The sequence below is a fragment of the Mycobacterium sp. BMJ-28 genome (assembly GCF_054404835.1).
In genome coordinates this window covers 3,133,239-3,149,159 of sequence record NZ_CM136783.1, presented here as the reverse complement: position 1 = coordinate 3,149,159, position 15,921 = coordinate 3,133,239, and the positions used below count along the sequence as shown (strand labels likewise).

At 62.6% G+C, this 15,921-nt stretch carries 14 protein-coding genes; 5 read left to right on the top strand and 9 right to left on the bottom strand.

Annotated features, from left to right (window positions below; translation table 11 throughout):
- Window positions 1-31 precede the first annotated feature (31 nt).
- Window positions 32-874 (bottom strand): enoyl-CoA hydratase/isomerase family protein, encoded by an 843-nt coding sequence (locus tag ACXPWS_RS15695; protein ID WP_458713294.1) that lies wholly within the window; start codon window positions 872-874, stop codon window positions 32-34.
- 207 nt (window positions 875-1,081) lie between these two features.
- Here ACXPWS_RS15695 and ACXPWS_RS15690 point away from each other — a divergent pair, with 207 nt between their 5' ends.
- On the top strand, window positions 1,082-2,137 hold the full coding sequence (locus ACXPWS_RS15690) for an LLM class F420-dependent oxidoreductase (protein WP_458713293.1): 1,056 nt from the start codon (window positions 1,082-1,084) through the stop codon (window positions 2,135-2,137).
- Window positions 2,138-3,304: 1,167 nt separating this feature from the next.
- Here ACXPWS_RS15690 and ACXPWS_RS15685 read toward each other — a convergent pair.
- Window positions 3,305-3,814 carry an SRPBCC domain-containing protein gene (locus ACXPWS_RS15685; protein ID WP_458713292.1) on the bottom strand — a complete coding sequence of 170 codons (510 nt, stop codon included), beginning with the start codon at window positions 3,812-3,814 and terminating at the stop codon, window positions 3,305-3,307.
- A 196-nt stretch (window positions 3,815-4,010) separates the two neighbouring features.
- Complete coding sequence (locus ACXPWS_RS15680; RefSeq protein ID WP_458713291.1) at window positions 4,011-4,616, bottom strand: TetR/AcrR family transcriptional regulator; 606 nt, start codon at window positions 4,614-4,616, stop codon at window positions 4,011-4,013.
- A 222-nt stretch (window positions 4,617-4,838) separates the two neighbouring features.
- Here ACXPWS_RS15680 and ACXPWS_RS15675 point away from each other — a divergent pair, with 222 nt between their 5' ends.
- The 4 genes from ACXPWS_RS15675 to ACXPWS_RS15660 all read left to right on the top strand — a co-directional run bounded on the left by ACXPWS_RS15675 (window position 4,839) and on the right by ACXPWS_RS15660 (window position 9,115).
- Window positions 4,839-5,270, top strand: coding sequence for an MmpS family transport accessory protein (locus ACXPWS_RS15675; protein ID WP_458713555.1), 432 nt, complete (start codon window positions 4,839-4,841; stop codon window positions 5,268-5,270).
- Window positions 5,267-8,191, top strand: coding sequence for an MMPL/RND family transporter (locus tag ACXPWS_RS15670; protein ID WP_458713290.1), 2,925 nt, complete (start codon window positions 5,267-5,269; stop codon window positions 8,189-8,191). Before ACXPWS_RS15675 ends, ACXPWS_RS15670 begins: the two co-directional genes overlap by 4 nt.
- Before the next feature lie 118 nt (window positions 8,192-8,309).
- The gene (locus ACXPWS_RS15665) at window positions 8,310-8,657 is read left to right on the top strand and encodes a DUF732 domain-containing protein (protein ID WP_458713289.1); all 348 of its coding nucleotides are present in this window, start codon (window positions 8,310-8,312) and stop codon (window positions 8,655-8,657) included.
- Window positions 8,654-9,115, top strand: a complete 462-nt coding sequence (locus ACXPWS_RS15660) for a DUF5078 domain-containing protein (protein ID WP_458713288.1) — start codon at window positions 8,654-8,656, stop codon at window positions 9,113-9,115. The genes ACXPWS_RS15665 and ACXPWS_RS15660 overlap by 4 nt, the downstream gene beginning before the upstream one ends.
- A gap of 217 nt (window positions 9,116-9,332) precedes the next feature.
- On the opposite strand, the gene ACXPWS_RS15655 is transcribed toward ACXPWS_RS15660, so the two are convergent.
- From ACXPWS_RS15655 to ACXPWS_RS15630, 6 genes are all read right to left on the bottom strand, one after another.
- Entirely contained in the window at window positions 9,333-10,595 is a 1,263-nt protein-coding gene (locus ACXPWS_RS15655; protein WP_458713554.1) for an amidohydrolase, read from the bottom strand.
- 248 nt (window positions 10,596-10,843) lie between these two features.
- Window positions 10,844-11,473: a TetR/AcrR family transcriptional regulator gene (locus tag ACXPWS_RS15650; RefSeq protein ID WP_458713287.1), complete on the bottom strand. Its 630-nt coding sequence runs from the start codon at window positions 11,471-11,473 to the stop codon at window positions 10,844-10,846.
- A 40-nt stretch (window positions 11,474-11,513) separates the two neighbouring features.
- Window positions 11,514-12,929, bottom strand: a complete 1,416-nt coding sequence (locus ACXPWS_RS15645; RefSeq protein WP_458713286.1) for an amidase — start codon at window positions 12,927-12,929, stop codon at window positions 11,514-11,516.
- On the bottom strand, window positions 12,926-13,675 hold the full coding sequence (locus ACXPWS_RS15640; RefSeq protein WP_458713285.1) for a dihydrodipicolinate synthase family protein: 750 nt from the start codon (window positions 13,673-13,675) through the stop codon (window positions 12,926-12,928). Before ACXPWS_RS15640 ends, ACXPWS_RS15645 begins: the two co-directional genes overlap by 4 nt.
- Before the next feature lie 56 nt (window positions 13,676-13,731).
- Complete coding sequence (locus ACXPWS_RS15635; RefSeq protein ID WP_458713284.1) at window positions 13,732-14,700, bottom strand: SMP-30/gluconolactonase/LRE family protein; 969 nt, start codon at window positions 14,698-14,700, stop codon at window positions 13,732-13,734.
- On the bottom strand, window positions 14,697-15,647 hold the full coding sequence (locus ACXPWS_RS15630) for an alpha/beta fold hydrolase (RefSeq protein WP_458713283.1): 951 nt from the start codon (window positions 15,645-15,647) through the stop codon (window positions 14,697-14,699). Before ACXPWS_RS15630 ends, ACXPWS_RS15635 begins: the two co-directional genes overlap by 4 nt.
- Between the last annotated feature and the right edge of the window lie 274 nt (window positions 15,648-15,921).

Here is a 15,921-nt window from a genome sequence, read left to right as displayed (position 1 = left end):
CTCGTCCGATACCGGCACACCCCCGAGCGTGTCACAGCGGCGACCATTCCCAGACGCCTTTGTCACGAAATGCGGTGAACGACTTGTCGATATCACCGGTTGTCGAGCACAAGACCTGCGTTCGATTCTCGATGTCGAGTGCCTGCCGCAGACTCGGAGAGTCACACGTCTGCCACATCGTCTCCTTGGTCATCCACACCGCCAGAGGTGAGAAGGCCGCAATTTCAACCGCCTTGGCGACAGCGCCCTCGATTACCCTCGCAGAATCTTCAACGCGGTGAACCAGTCCGATCCGGTGCGCCTCGTCGGCGCCGAACACGCGGCCGGTCAGCAGAAGTTCGGCAGAACGGGAAGCCCCGACCAAGCGGGGCAAGAAGTAGCTCGTGCCCATGTCGCACGAAGAGACTCCGTGACGCATGAACACCGCGCCGAACTGGGCTTGTTCAGTGGCGATCCGAATATCGCACGCCAAGGCAAGCGCGAAACCGCCTCCGACCGCCGCACCGTTGACTGCCGCAATCACCGGTTGGCGCATCCGGTGAATCTTCTCGAACAGTGAGGCCATGAGTTCCTGCGCGCCGTACGTAGTTCCCACGACGCTGGTTGCCGACGCTGCTAGATGAGCTGCCGGTGACGTGGGAACCCCTCGATCGTCCGCATTCGCCTTGACATCGGCACCGGAACAAAATGCTGTGCCGGCACCCGTGATCACCAGGGCGCGAAAGTCTGCCCGCCCGTTGAGATCGTCAACGAGCGTGTGTAACTCAGACAGTGTCGACGCGTCGAGTGCGTTGCGTCGGCGGGGCCGGTTGATGGTGAGCACGGCGATGTCGCGGTTCTCGTCGACGTACTCCAAGGTGATCGACTCACTCATGTCCACCCTTTCGTGATTACCGATAACGTATATGATGCCGAACGTATCACAGTGAAGAATTCGCTGTACCCCACGCGCCTGGTCTGTTCGGTCGCCTGCCCGGCTCGACCCGCCGCGCTAACTATTGTGGCAGTTGTTCACTGCAGTCGAGGTCGGTATTCGACAGCGCGCCAAGCGCTACGGTGTCGACCGTTTAGGAGAATGTCGATGAGACTCGGACTGCAACTGCGCGAGTGGAATCCGGACGACGCTGACTCGGTGATCGCGGCGGAAGTGGCGGGCTTCGCCGCGGTGTTTGCGTCTGATACATCGGTTTCCGATGCTTTTACCCCGCTGGCGTGGTGGGGCAGACGAACTTCGCGCATCCAGTTGGGAACATCCTTCGCGGACATGTCTGCCCGCACGCCGACTGCGTGCGCGATGGCCGCGTTGACCCTCGACCACCTCTCAGGCGGCCGCCACGTCTTGGGCTTGGGGATATCGACCCCTGAAGTCACGGAAGGCTGGTACGGGCAGCCGTTCTCTGAGTCGCTAACACGCACTCGCCACTACGTCGACATCCTGCGGCAAGTGTGGTGGCGGGAGGCGCCGGTGGTCAGCGCCAATCCGCACTACGTTCTGCCTCTGACCGGTGAGGGCACCACGGGTTTGGGGAAACCGCTGAAACCAACCACTCATCCGCTCCGTGCCGACATACCGATCCTGCTTCGGGGCGATTGCGCGGAGCGCGTGGCGCTGGCTGCCGAGATCGCCGATGGCTGGCTGTCCGCATACTTTTGCCCGCGGTTGGCGCGTGTCTACGACGAGTGGCTCGACGAAGGTTTCGCCCGGGCGGGAGCGCGGGGAGATCGCCAGCGCTTCGAAATCTGTTCCACAACGCAGATCATCGTCACAGACGACCGCGAAGTGGTTCTCGACGCCTCCAAGCCCAGGCTGGCTCGCCTCATCGACCAGTCCCGTGCCGGCGGCGGCGAATCCTTCGCGAGCCTGTGCCGTCGGATGGACTACTCGGACGTGGTCGACGAGGTAGCGAGACTCTTCGCCGCTGGCCGCGGACAGCAGGCAGCGTGTGCGATACCCAATGAACTCGCCGCGGAGATGATGGTCGTCGGCGACGAGGCCCAGGTCGTTCAACAGTTGAGTCAATGGGAAGCCGCCGGTGTCACGCTGATGCTCACCGGAGGCGAGAACGCCGAAATCAACTCCGTTTCGAGGCTGGGAGCGATCTTGAATCCGACCTCGCAGACGGGATTCGGTCGCTGAGTTCGCATGTTCTCGGAGTTCGTCGAGCTCCGGGCTCGCAGCGCTGCCGAAACGTGTTCTATGTCCAGCGCTTTCGGTATCGCGTGCCTCACCCGTCATGGTTCGGGTGTGCGTGCGCCACCGGTGCCCTGGGCTTTGACTAGACTCGCCGAGTTCGGCCCGGGCGTTCAGCATCATGCTGCGGCTGTTTGCCTAGCAGCGAAGGCGCCGGGACGCGGGCCTGCTCGACGAAATCACATCAAGCACGACGCGGCATCGACCAGTGCCCCGACGCGCGAGGTGTGTCGGGGGTGTCCGATGTTATCGCAGACATTGTCGTTGCGATCGCAGCCGGCGCAACGTGCTAATGGTCTCCGACGGCATCCAGACCGGACTCGCTGAAACGACGGCTGGAGCAAACGCTGACACCCGTTCGCGCGGGCCAGGGCCGCAGACGAAATCCGGCCCACTCCCGCAAACCAAATTCAGACGCGTGGCACTAGTACTTCATGGTGCCGCGGTCGACGGAGATCTGCGAACCCGAGATCGTCGCCGACAAATCGCTGGCCGACCAGGCGACGACACCTGCAGTGGCTCAACGATTCTGGACGCCGACCATGGTACGCACTTCACGTCCAAGAGGCGCTGGGAGAACAGGCGGTGATGGAGCTTGCTCGATATCCTTCGACACCGTGGGCGGCCGCCCCGATAGCGCCGCCATGGAATCGTACGGGCGCGGCGCGGATGCAGGTCGGGTTGCTCAACACGAGTAGATCGCCCACCAGCGAGTTCGCGGACGCTGTGGTCGACTACATCGACACCGTCGACAACGTCGAACGCAGTCACGGCTTCCTCGGCAACATCAGTCGCACAAAGTTCGAAATACTCTGGGCAGCAGCCTAAGATCCATCAACTCGCATAGTCACGGCTCGAAGCAGACGGACATCGGCCTGCCGGAATCGCCCTCGAAATGCTGGCGGGCCGTGGCACCGAAACGTCAAGCACGTCGGCGATTTCAAATGCCGACGTCGGCAATTGAAGTCTTATGCCGCCCCGGAAACAGGCCTCGCGGACGGAAATCGGTCGCTGATGCAGGTCATGTTCTCGGAGAGCGTGAACTCGTCGCTGCAGCGCGACCGAAACCGGTTTAGCCCAGGACTTTCGGCGTCGTGTTCGTAGCGTCACGGCTCAGTTTGGCGTGCTCTGCCTCTGCGGCTCGGCGTTGACGGTCTCGGCGCGCCGTTTCAGTGCGTGGGCGGTGTCGTCGAACGCGCGCTTTACCCATCCGCCGGTTTGGGCCATGGTGTCGTGTGCGTGCTCGCCGAGGAATGCATCTGTGGAGTAGTAGCGGCAGCGGTGATTATCGATGGGCTCGATGATCTGGTCGCGTCGTGCCGCATGCGGTGACCCGGGTGTGGCGTGCAGTGCCCAGGACAGCAGACGTTCGGGGACGAACGCGCACACGTATTCGGTGCTGGGGAACGTGCCGCCTATGCCCGCGTAGTCGATGAGTACCATCTGCACCGCCGAGCCCATGGCCAGCGTCGACTTCGCGGACACGCAGAACGGATTCCACTGTGAGTAGTTGTTGAGGTCGGTTAGGACCGCCCACACCACGCCGCTGGGTGCCTCGATCTCCACCGTGACGGAGCGCACCAGCGTGTTCGGGTCGTAATTCGGGATGAGCAGTTCAGACATCCGAATCCTCTCTCGGTTGCGCGCAGGTGTGAAAACCCCACCGGCACTGCATGTATTGGATCCAGATGTATTGCTTTCGAGACCGTTCCTTTTTCCGCGTTGTCGCGAGCTGGCATGCCGTGGACAACGGGATTGCAACCTTGGCGATCCTGGGGTCATCGACCGCGGGCTCTGCGGGAGCAGGTGCGGCTGGGCTTCAACCATTGGTCGGGCTCTCGTGACGCGGCTCGGGCTCGGTGCCAGTTGGCGCTCCGATGCATCTCTTCGAGCAGACGAGCAGGATGTGGCTAAGTTCGGCGTCTTCGACCGTGCTGAGCTTCGGGTCGGCTGCGCTGGCGTAGATCCCAGCGGTGATCATCGACATGGCAACCTGGCTCGCTATGTCAGGCTCGGGGCCGAGCAGGAGTCCGGTGAAACGACGCTCGATGTTCTGGAACTCCTCATGGGTCTCGACCAGATGTTGGATGGTCGGATCGGAGTAGAACAGCGCTGAGATCGGCCGGTGTCGAATGGCAAGTTCGACCAGTCCGCTCACGGCCACGTCCCTGCGGGCTTCTGGGGTGGGCAGCATTTCGGCAATCCTGATGAGGTGCTCGATGTCGTCGTACACCGGTCGCGCTATCGCCAGGGCAATCTCGTCCTTGGACTGGAACTGGTAGTAAACCGCGCCCTTTCCGACGCCGAGGCGGTCGGCGATCATCTGCAGTGAGGTGCCACTGACGCCGTTCTTGGCGAACAACTCGAGAGCTGCGTCGAGCACCCGTTCGCGTGCGAAGCCACGGGCCGCTGCTGGCTTCGCCACGTGGCGCCTCCTGTTCATTCCGCTTACCGCCAGGTCCTCGCCGTCAGTCCGTGTGGCGTCGCATCCACTTTAACCCCAGTTGTCGTAGATGCTTGAATTACTTGTACGATCGGCTTGCTTCACTCTAACTCAGTGGTTAGTGTTGCTGAGCGGATTGGACAATCATGTCTGGCCGGGAGTTTGTCACCCGGCGTAAACTTCGTGATGAAGAGGAGATCGAGCGTGTTACGGGTGCTCAAGCAGGGATGGTTGCCCATCCTCATCGCCGTCGCGATCGTGGTCGCGGGCCTGACCGTGAACCGGATACGAGGGGTCTTCGCGTCCGAGGGCCCGTCGGTAGCGCCCATCGAGTTCGCCAACGACCCCGAGCCGTTCGATCCCAAGGACGTGACCTACGAGGTCTTCGGCCCCCCCGGGGCACGAGTCGACGTGCACTACGTCGATCTGGAGGGCAAACCGCAGAAGGTCATCGATGCGGAACTGCCGTGGCGACTCGACCTGTCGACGACTGCGCCCGCGGCATCGGTCAACATCGTCGCCCAGGGCACCACGTCGAGCCTCGGGTGTCGAATCCTCGTCGACGACGAAGTCCGTGACGAGCGAATCATCAACGCTTTCAACGCCCAGGCCTTCTGCATTGTGAAGTCGGCATGAGCGCGCATTCGGCCGACTCACCCACTGACGCGTTGCCGGTCGTCAAAAACGAGCAGGAGCAGCCGGTCGTCAAGCACGAGCAGGCGCATTTCGGCCGGATCGCACTGTGGTTCCGGCGACTGTCGATTCCGTTTCTGCTGATCTGGATCGTGCTTGCGGTGTACCTGAATGTTTCGGTGCCGCAGCTGGAGAAGGTCGGAGAGATGCGCTCGGTGTCGATGAGCCCCCAGGGTGCACCGGCGGTGGCCGCCATGCAGCGCATCGGTCAGGTCTTCGAGGAGTTCGAGTCCAACAGCTCGGTGATGATCGTGCTGGAGGGACAAGATCCGCTGGGTGAGGACTCACGGCGCTACTACGCGGATTTGATCGACCGCCTCAGCGCTGACCCCCATGTCGAACACGTCCAAGATCTGTGGAGCGACAAGCTGACCGCGCCCGGGGTGCAGAGTGGTGACGGCAAGTCCGTCTACATCCAGGTGAACCTCGTGGGCAATCAGGGCGAGGCGAAGGCCAACGAATCGGTCGCCGCGATGCGTGACCTCATCGACGGCATGCCGACCCCTGACGGTGTGCAGGCGTACGTCACGGGGTCGGCGGCGCTGTCGGCCGATCAGGAGTCGGCCGGCCACGACAGCATGCAACTGGTGGAGGCGCTGACCTTCCTCGTCATCACGGTGATGCTGCTGTTGTTCTTCCGGTCGATCATCACGACGCTGCTGATCCTGGTGATGGTCGGCGTCAGCCTGATGACGGTCCGCGGTGCGGTGGCCTTTCTCGGTTACCACGAACTGATCGGGCTCTCGACCTTCGCGACCAGCCTGTTGGTCACGTTGGCCATCGCCATCGCCGTCGACTACGCGATCTTCCTCGTCGGCCGATATCAAGAGGCCCGCGGCGCCGGCGAGGACCCAGAAACGGCCTACTACACGATGTTCGGTGGCACCGCGCACGTGATCGTTGGCTCCGGCCTCACGATCGCGGGCGCGACGTTCTGCCTGAGTTTCACCCGCATGCCGTACTTCCAGACTCTGGGCGTTCCGCTCGCGGTCGGCATGCTGGTGCTGATCCTCACCGCGATGACGTTCGGTCCCGCGATCATCACGATCGCCAGTCGGTTTGGACTCCTGGACCCGAAGCGGGCCATGCGGGTGCGCGGCTGGCGCAAGGTCGGCGCCGCCGTGGTGCGCTGGCCCGGACCGATTCTGGTGGCAGCGACCGCGGTGTCGCTCATCGGCCTGCTGGCCCTGCCCGGCTATCAGACCAGCTACAACGATCGCCACTATCTACCCGACGACATAGCTGCCAATGTGGGCTACCAGGCGGCCGACCGGCACTTCTCGCAGTCTCGGCTCAATCCCGAGATGTTGATGATCGAAACAGACCGTGATCTTCGCAACTCAGCGGACTTTCTGGTCATCGAGAAGGTCGCGAAGGCGATCTTCCAGGCTGATGGCATCGCTCGCGTTCAGTCCATCACGCGCCCGGAGGGGGATCCGTTGGAGCACTCGACGATTCCCTATGCCATCAGCCAGCAGTCCACGACTCAGGTGATCAATCAGGATTTCATGGCGGCGCGGAGTGCCGATATGTTGCTGCAGGCCGAGGACATGCAGCACACCATCGACACGATGGAGAAGATGTCCAGTCTCACCGGCCAGATGGCGGCCACCACGCACGAGATGGTGACGCAGATGAAGACCATGGTCGTCGACATCCAGAAACTGCGGGATCACATCGCCGAGTTCGACGATTTCTTCCGTCCCCTCCGTAACTATTTCTACTGGGAACCCAAGTGCTACAACATCCCGGTCTGCTGGGCGATCCGATCGGTGTTCGACACCCTTGACGGCATTGATGCGATGACCGACAACATTCAGTCGCTCGTGCCGCAGTTGGAACGGCTGGACTCGTTGATGCCTCAGCTGGTCGCGCTCATGCCCTCGATGGTCGAGACCATGAAGTCGATGAAGGCCATGATGCTCACGATGCATCAGACTCAGGCTGGCATGCAGGAGCAGCAGCGAATCATGGCTGAGAACGGTACTGCCATGGGCGACGCCTTCGACGCGGCGAAGAACGACGACTCGTTCTACCTACCGCCGGAGGCCTTGGACAACAAGGACTTCAAGAAGGCTCTGGAGCAGTTCATATCGCCTGACGGCCGTGCCACCCGGTTCATCATCACCCATGAGGGTGACCCGATGTCGGCGGACGGCATCGACAAGATCGACGGGATCAAGAATGCGGCGCTGAAGGCGCTGAAGGGCACCCCGCTGGAGGGCTCGACGATCTACGTCGGCGGGACCGCCGCCACGTTCAAGGACATGTCCGACGGCACGAGTTTAGACCTGCTGATAGCCGGAATCGCCGCAGTGGTGCTGATCTTCATCATCATGCTGATTCTGACGCGGGCCGTCGTGGCCGCCGCTGTGATCGTGGGCACGGTGGTGTTGTCGCTGGGCGCCTCGTTCGGTGTCTCGGTGCTGCTGTGGCAACACGTGCTGGGCATCGAGTTGCACTGGATGGTGCTACCGATGGCGGTGATCATCCTGTTAGCGGTGGGCGCGGACTACAACCTGCTTGTAGTCGCCCGGCTGAAGGAAGAGATCCGAGCTGGGCTCAGCACCGGGCTCATCCGGACGATGGGCGGTAGCGGCTCGGTGGTCACCGCCGCTGGCATGGTGTTCGCCTTGACGATGATGACGATGGCGGTCAGCGATCTGGTCATTCTGGCGCAGGTCGGCACCACCATCGGTCTGGGTCTGCTGTTCGACACCTTGGTGATCCGGTCGTTCATGACGCCGGCCATCGCCGCACTGCTGGGCCGCTGGTTCTGGTGGCCGCAAAGAGTGCGGACACGACCCGTTCCTCAGCCGTGGCCGCCCATTCAACAGCAGCCGCAAGAGGCTCTCGGCTCTTGAACACGAGGGGCTGCGCTCAAGCCGTGAGAAGGGACTTTTTGACGTGATGACATCCGGACGCGTACGTAGGTTACCGAGGCGGAACACACGCACTGCCCGAGCACGCACGCTCTTGGCGGTGCTGACGTTCTTGGCAGCTGTCGCCGTGGCCGCTGCAGCGGTGCTGTCGGCCGCACCAGCTTCGGCTGACACCGACACCCGGTTCGCCAACGAGCTGCACACCTACGGGATCTACGGGCAAAAGGACTACAACGCCTGGATCGCCAAACTCACCTGCAAGCGCCTACAGCGCGGCGTGGACCAGAGCGCCTACGACTCCGCGCACTTCGTGTCAACCAACATGCCGAAGACAACGTCCACCGAGCAGGCATGGCAGTTTCTCGGCGGGGCGCTGCGCAGCTACTGTCCCGAGCAGATGCCCGTCGTCGAGTCGGCAGCACGACATGGGGGAAGCGAAACACGATGACCTGCAAGAGAATCAGCATCGTCCTGCGGTCAGCGGTGGCCGCACTCACCGTTGCCGGCAGTATTGCCGCGGGTTCGGGTGTCGCGGCAGCCGACGCGACCGACGACTATCCCATTCCCAACCGAATGCTCAAGACAACCTGCACCGCCGAACAGATCATGGCTGCGGCGCGCGATGTCAAACCGATGTACTACGAGCGATACATGATCGACTACAACAACAAGTCCCCAGAGGTGCAGCGGGCCACCCGCGACCGCATCCACTGGTTCTACTCCCTGGATTACGCGGGGCGCCGGACATATTCGGAAACCACCGCCACCAACGCCTTCTACGAGCAACTTTCGTGGAACTGGCCCAACTGGGCGAAACTGTTCTTCAACAACAAGGGTGTGGCGGCCGCCACGACCGATACCTGTAACCGGTACCAGCCAGCCGACCACACTGTCTGGACTTGGTGAAATGAACCGTCTCGGGTTCGACGACACGTCCCGGCACGAGGATCAGTGAGAATGCTGCCGAACCGGAGATTGCCCATGGAATAGCTCGACCCATTCGTGCCGGGGATGCGTGAAGGCAGGACCGTAAGCGTCGAGGGCGTGCAGACCGCCGCACCACACGACACAATCGATTCCAGCCCCGTCGGGGTCGCATTGTGCGGTCTCGCCAGGAGAAGGTTCACCCGGGCGGCGTGAGCCAGGTCAGCGCCGCGAGTGTCAGTGCGTGTACACCGGTCGTGAGTGTTGGTTCGATGGTGGGGGCGAATTCGGGGGAGTGGTTGAACGGTATTGCGCGGCCGGATTTGTGCAGTTCGGTCAGCGTGTCAGCAGCGATGCCCCCGAAGAACCAGAACACGGTGGGTACCTGAATTGCCGCGCCGAATGCGCCGACGTCCTCACTGGCGGCCAGCGGTGGCAGCTCGAAGACGTTGTCGGTGCCGAAGTGGCGGGAGAATCCGCCAAGGGTGGCAGTGGTGGCGTCGGGATCGCTGATCAGGACGGGTGCGCTGATATTCCAGTCGAACGCCGGTTCGCGGGGCGCTGCGCTGGCGGCCGCCTCTGCGCGCAGAACGCGCTCGACCGCGGAGCGTAGGAGTTCGCGGGTGCCTTGAGAGTAGGTGCGGATGTTGATCCCCAGTTCTGCGGTGTCGGGGATGATGTTGTCTTTTGTGCCGGCCTGAAGTCGTCCCACGGTGAGTACGGCTTGGTCGTTGCTTAAAAGTTCGCGTGCGACAATGGTTTGCAGTCGAAGTACTGCGGCGGCGGCCATGACCACTGGGTCGACCGTGGTCTCGGGCCAGGAGGCGTGGCCACCGCGTCCGAACAGTGTCGCTTGAACCGAGTCGGTACCGGCCATCACAGGCCCGCGGCCATAGCCGATCGTTCCGGCCGGCAGTGGTCCGACGTGCTGTCCGAGGACGATTTGAGGCACGGGGAATCGCTGGAACAGTCCATCGTCGATCATCGCGGTTGCGCCGCGTGCGAGTTCCTCGGCAGGCTGGAAGACTGCGACGATGGTGCCTGACCATTGATCGCGTCCGCTAGCCAAGACGTGCATGGCTCCGACGAGGCAGGCGACGTGCATGTCGTGTCCGCAGGCGTGGGCGGCGCCCTCGACGGTACTCGTGTAGGGCAGGCCGGTCGCTTCGGTGACTGGCAAGGCATCCATGTCGGCGCGCAGCATGATTGTGGGTCCATTGCCGTTGCGCAGCACGGCGACCACGCCGGTGCCGCCCACTCCTGGGGCGATTTCAAGGCCGGCTGGTTTGAGCGCCTTGACTGTGGCTGCGGCAGTGCGATGTTCGCGCAGCGACAGCTCAGGATGGCGATGCAGATCGCGGTACAGGTCGGCGACATGCGCTGCGACTTCTGGTGTCCAGTTCCGGAGGACTTGGCTGGCCACCTCAGGCGTGACATCACGCGGCGACGAGGTTTCGGGCATTCGTTTCCTCCAAGGAGTGGCAGTGCAGTGGCGAGCGCAGTCCACCGCGCAGCGCTGCGCACGGTTGGCGCCGTTGTCGGTTCCTAACGGTTCGGTTGCTGTCGGATCATCGGGAAGTCGGGCGTGGTTTTGATCGTGTCGCGTCGATCGCTTGGGGCGAGCACGCGAACTCTCTGGCGTCCGCGGTCTGCGTGGGACCGCCTCGCTCTGGACACCGCTGTCGAGTTGGTCGGCTGCGCCCTCTGGCGTCACCGTGTTGCGAGAAGTGCCCGCCGAAACAGCAATTTGGCGGCAGGGGCCAGATCGAGAATGGATTCACCGCGCGCAATGGCACGAACGAATGCGCTGTCCAACCCTGTCACGAGCATATAGACCACGTGGGTAAGAGTATCGGCGTCAGCGATGTCCGTGGCCGATGTCCGCAGGAGTCCTACTACGAGTGAGGTGAACTGATCGACGCTGTTGAGGTGGGTGTGTACGCCTAGGGGGCCGATGGTCGGCAGTTCGGTACGAACAGCTGTGATCAACACTGGATCAGCCGCGACGAACGTGAGAAACGCATCGACTCCCTGATCGATTCTGACTCCCAAGGGCGCCGCGGGATCGACAGCAGCGGCGACGTGGCCGTTGGACAACGTGAAGATCATCTCTGCCAACGCCACCACCGCTGTGTCTTTGTCCGCGAAGCATTGATAGAAGGTCCTGCGGGACGCCCCAGCGTGACGGACCACGTCGGTGATCTGGACCTGAGCCAGCCCCTTTTCTCTGATCGAGTCGGCCAGGGCGAGTAGGAGTCGTTCCTTGGTGTCGGTGAAAGTGGAATCGGCCACTCGAAACGATGCGAGGTCGGCGATCACGTTCGTCGTGGCCTTCCGCATATCCAGACTCTAATGTGCACCGGGTGCTGACGTGAGCCTGTCACGTTCGGTCGTCGATTCGTCGCCAGCGCTGGGTTTCGCTCAGCTCGTACGCCAAGTGCAGAAGCCGAGCGTCCTGACCCTTGGGCGCCGAGAACAAGGTGCCGATGGGCAGACCGGAGGAGCTCTGCCCGGTCGGGAGCGACAGCGATGGCTCACCGGTGACGTTCTGAAACGGTGTGTACGCCACCCATGAGACGACCCGCGCCAACAGCGTCTCGAAATCGGTCGATACAGGACTTAGCTCTCCGACGGGCACAGGTGGTTTCGCCAAAGTCGGCGTCAGCAGAACATCATGTTTCGTGTAGAACCGCTGTGATCGCCGCCGGGTCATGGAGAGTCGTGCAATCACTCCCGGGGCGCCGACGAACTCCTTCGAACCTCGGTGTACGAGACCGTGGGTGAAGCCGTCGAGTTTGGAACTGTCGAACGAGTCCCCGAAACGGCGCTTACCCATACGCACGAGTGCGAACGCCGACAACGCCCAAAACGACAGGAAGTCCTCCGCGAACGAGTTATCCACGGGCACGGCGTCGATGAGCTCGACGTGGTGGCCCAGCTCCTCGAGCACCCCCGCCACCCGCAAGGTTTCATCCCGAACCTCGGGCATGCAGTCGCCGTTCAGCGATCGAGTCGCCACCGCGATCCTCAACCGGCGAGCAGCCGGGCCCGTCACATCACCGATCGGGTCGAGAAACCGCGGCCGGTGCTGTTTCTCCATCTCACGGTAGAAGGCTGCTGTATCGCGCACCGAACGCGTCAGAATGCCGTTGGACGCGATGCGAATGGGTATCCGCCGCAGATCTGTGTCAAGAGGGAGTCGGCCCCGTGAGGGTTTGAGTCCGATGAGTCCATTGCACGACGCAGGGATTCTGATGGAACCACCACCGTCGACGGCATGAGCGAACGGAACTGCTCCGCTCGCCACCAAAGCCCCTGACCCCGAAGAGGATCCACCCGCCGTGTGTCGAGTGTTCCAGGGATTGCGCACCGCGCCGAGACGAGGATGTTCGGGTGCCGGGCTGAAGCCGAACTCCGACATGCGCGTCACCCCCAACGGGATCACACCCAACGTCCGAAACTGAGCCACGAAGGCACCATCCCGTGCCGACGATCGAGGCTCCCACGCGTCGGTGCCCTGAGTCGTCGGCATGTCGGCGATCTGCACCATGTCTTTGACGAAGGTCGGAACCCCCTGGAAGAATCCTGACGACGGGCGAGCCGTCGTCGCCGAACTCACCGACTCGTACGCCTCGAAAACGACTGCGTTGAGGTGCTGTTCGACCGCGGCACATCGAGCGATCGTGGCCGCGAGCACTTCGTCCCCGGAGACCTCACCCACAGCGATGGACTGTGCGACCCCGACTGCGTCGTTGTCTCCTAGAGCGTCGTCGGCGAACGCGTTCACGGTGGTCACGAGGCAACGTTCCCGGCCGAGGCAGCGCTACGACTACCGACCGGTGTGTTCCACCGCTCCGCAGTGATTCGCTTGAGATTCGCCGGGAACTCAGCAGCGCTGACAGCGAATTCGTGCATCATCGCGCGGAACGCGTCACGACTCCCGCCGAAGGCCTCAGCCGCCAGTTCGGGTCGCGCGTTGCTCAGCCCCAAGATCGCGCCGGCGGCACCGGCATCGTGGGCAAGACCGAGCAGCGACGGCGCACCCGTATAGGTCTCGATACTCAGATCGACGACTTCGGACGTGAGCCGTTCACCGTCACCCGAGGAGTCCTTGATACCTACCACAGAAAGCCGCTGAAGAACGTCCAGGGGAATGGAGACACCTGCTTGGGGGAGCAGGTACGCGAGGACCGGCAACGATGTCGTCGCGCCTATTTTTTCGTAGTAGCCCGCAACGTCGTTCGCGCCGATGTTCAGTGGCAAGGCAATGACAGCGCTGGCCCCAGCAGACTCCATTCGTTCAGCCATACCCGCTGAACGCTTCGCATCGACCCCTCCGACATGACCGATGACCGGGACGTCGTCTCCTACCGAGCGGCGTATCGCCGCCGTGAGCTGCAGGCGTTCGTCGTCGCCGAGAAGCCAGAATTCACCAGCCGTTCCGGCCACCAGTATCGAAGCGGCCCCGTGGTCGACCAACATCGCCGCCAAATCGGCCGTCTTGTCTGTCAGCAGCGTGCCGTTGTCGTCGAAGAGTGTCACAAGGGCGACACCTGCACCGGGCGCAATCGGAGGACGCGTAGTCGCTGTGTCGTTCGTCATACCCGCGCCACCTCGATTCGTCCGTGCTTGAGGCGCGATGCGTCGGTGGGATCGCTGGTGGGAGTGGTCGCAGCGAACAATGTGCGACCGTCCTCACCTCCGATCACACATGCCAGGGTTGACTGACTCGTCTGCACCCGTTGCCGCACCTTTCCTCCCTCGTCCACACGCACGCATTCACCGCGCAGCGCGTTCGCAAGCCAGATTTGTCGACCGGGTCCGTTGGCGATCCCGTCCGGTCCCATTGGCGACGACGAATACTTGGCCAGCCAAGGCCTATCGAACAACGCCGATACGTATCGCGTCGCGGCACCCACCGGCCCGGATCGGGTGACCATGGCCCACAGCCATTGCGGAACCAACGACGCGTAGAGGTACGGCGAACCGAGGACGCCGTCCTCGTCGATCGGAATCGCGGTCAGTCGCATCGTAAGCGTCTCCGCCACAACAAGAGTCGATCCGCCATCGATGGCGACACAACCGTTGGGAAATGCCAGCGGTGCGCTGGAGTCCAGGACGGTGCCATCCGGGGCGATGTGAACCAACGCTGCCGTGGGTGGCCCAGGAGGGCCCAGGAGTGAGGCATTGGAACGGTCCCGAACGTAGCTGTGATAGTCGAAACCGAACGAGCCGACGTATGCATGCCCGTTCGCGGTGACCAGCATGTCGTTTGCGTGACCGACGACGAGGTGCCGGAGGTCGGCATGAAGGGGAGTGGAACCGTCGTCGTCGATCCGATAGACGCACTGATTCTCCATCGACACTACCAGCATCGAGCCGTCCGGCAACCAACCCAAACCGGCTGGGCGGCCGGGAATCTCGGCGACCACCGTCGATGTCGAGCTGAGTCCGTCCCACCTGTGGACCACGCCCAACGCCATGTCGCTGAAGTACAGTGCGCCGTCGTGCCATCGAAGACATTCCGGCACCCCGAACCCCTCCAACGCGATGCTTGTGCGCGTCATTCCTGGACCGTGCTCGTCGCTCGAGCGCCCTGCGTATTGATCTTGGTTTCGACGAAGCCGGAGATCAGTTCAGCCACCCGCTCGGGTTGATCCCACATGACGAGCGTGTACGCGTCGGCGACTTCTTCCACGCGGGCGTTGGGCAACATCCCTGCCAACCGATACGCCTGGGCGGGTTTCCAGAAGTGATCCTCGCTCGCCCAAATCAGGAGTACCGGCTTGGCGAACGACCACAAACGCGGCGCGTTGTCCAACAACACCTCACTCTTGAAGCTCCCCAGCACCTTCTTCGCGTCACGCATGATGTCTCGGTCGTGAAGTGCGCGGAGAACCCAGCCGTCGGTGATCTCCTTCGGGACGCGCCTCTTGACCATCCACCCGAAATTCGATGGGAGGTATCGGGCACCTTCGAGGGTCACGTGCCACATCAGGGCCTTCACCACTATGTCGGGCAGTTTCGATGCGACATGCAGGTGGAAGAACGCCTTCGGGGGAAACTGCTCGAACATGTCGCCGGGTGTGAGGATGATTCCGGCCACCCGCTCAGGTCTGCGCACCGCGATGACCTGACAGTAGACGCTCCCGGTGTCGTTGCCGACGATCGTGACGTCGGTCAGATCGAGGTGTTCGAGCAAGTCGCCGATCAAATCGACCATTCCGAAAACAGACAGGTCGGAACCTGGTGGCATCGGTATCCGATGAGACCCCAGCGGCAATTCGGGAACGACAACCCGCATCGACTTCGCCAGGTGCTCGATGATCGGATCCCACAATCGTCCGTCGACCAACGCTCCGTGCAGCAGCACGACGACCGGTCCTGATGTTCCGTAGTCGCGATATTCAATCGATCCCTGGTTCAGGGTCGCGGTCTGTACTTCGACGGGCATTCTCTTGCTCCGATCAGACAAATCGGTACCACCCCGGCACCCTCGAGCCAGGGTACTCACGAGTACCTTTCTTGGGCAAGCGGTTTGCGGATCTGTTTTGCCCCGCAGCTGTTGCGCGCTGTCAGGGTCCGGGATCTGTCGGCTCGTTCAAATCAGTTGGCTGTCCCGATGAGGGCGGCTTTGAAGGTCGCCGGATCTACGCCGCGCTACCAGGCAACGAAACAAATGCTGTTGTGAGCGACAGTCGCCACCCAGGCCGCGACCCGGTCCACAGCTTCACGCGGTGCCTGCTGAAGTTATGGCAAGGCCCGCACTCAGGAACAACATGTCGCGC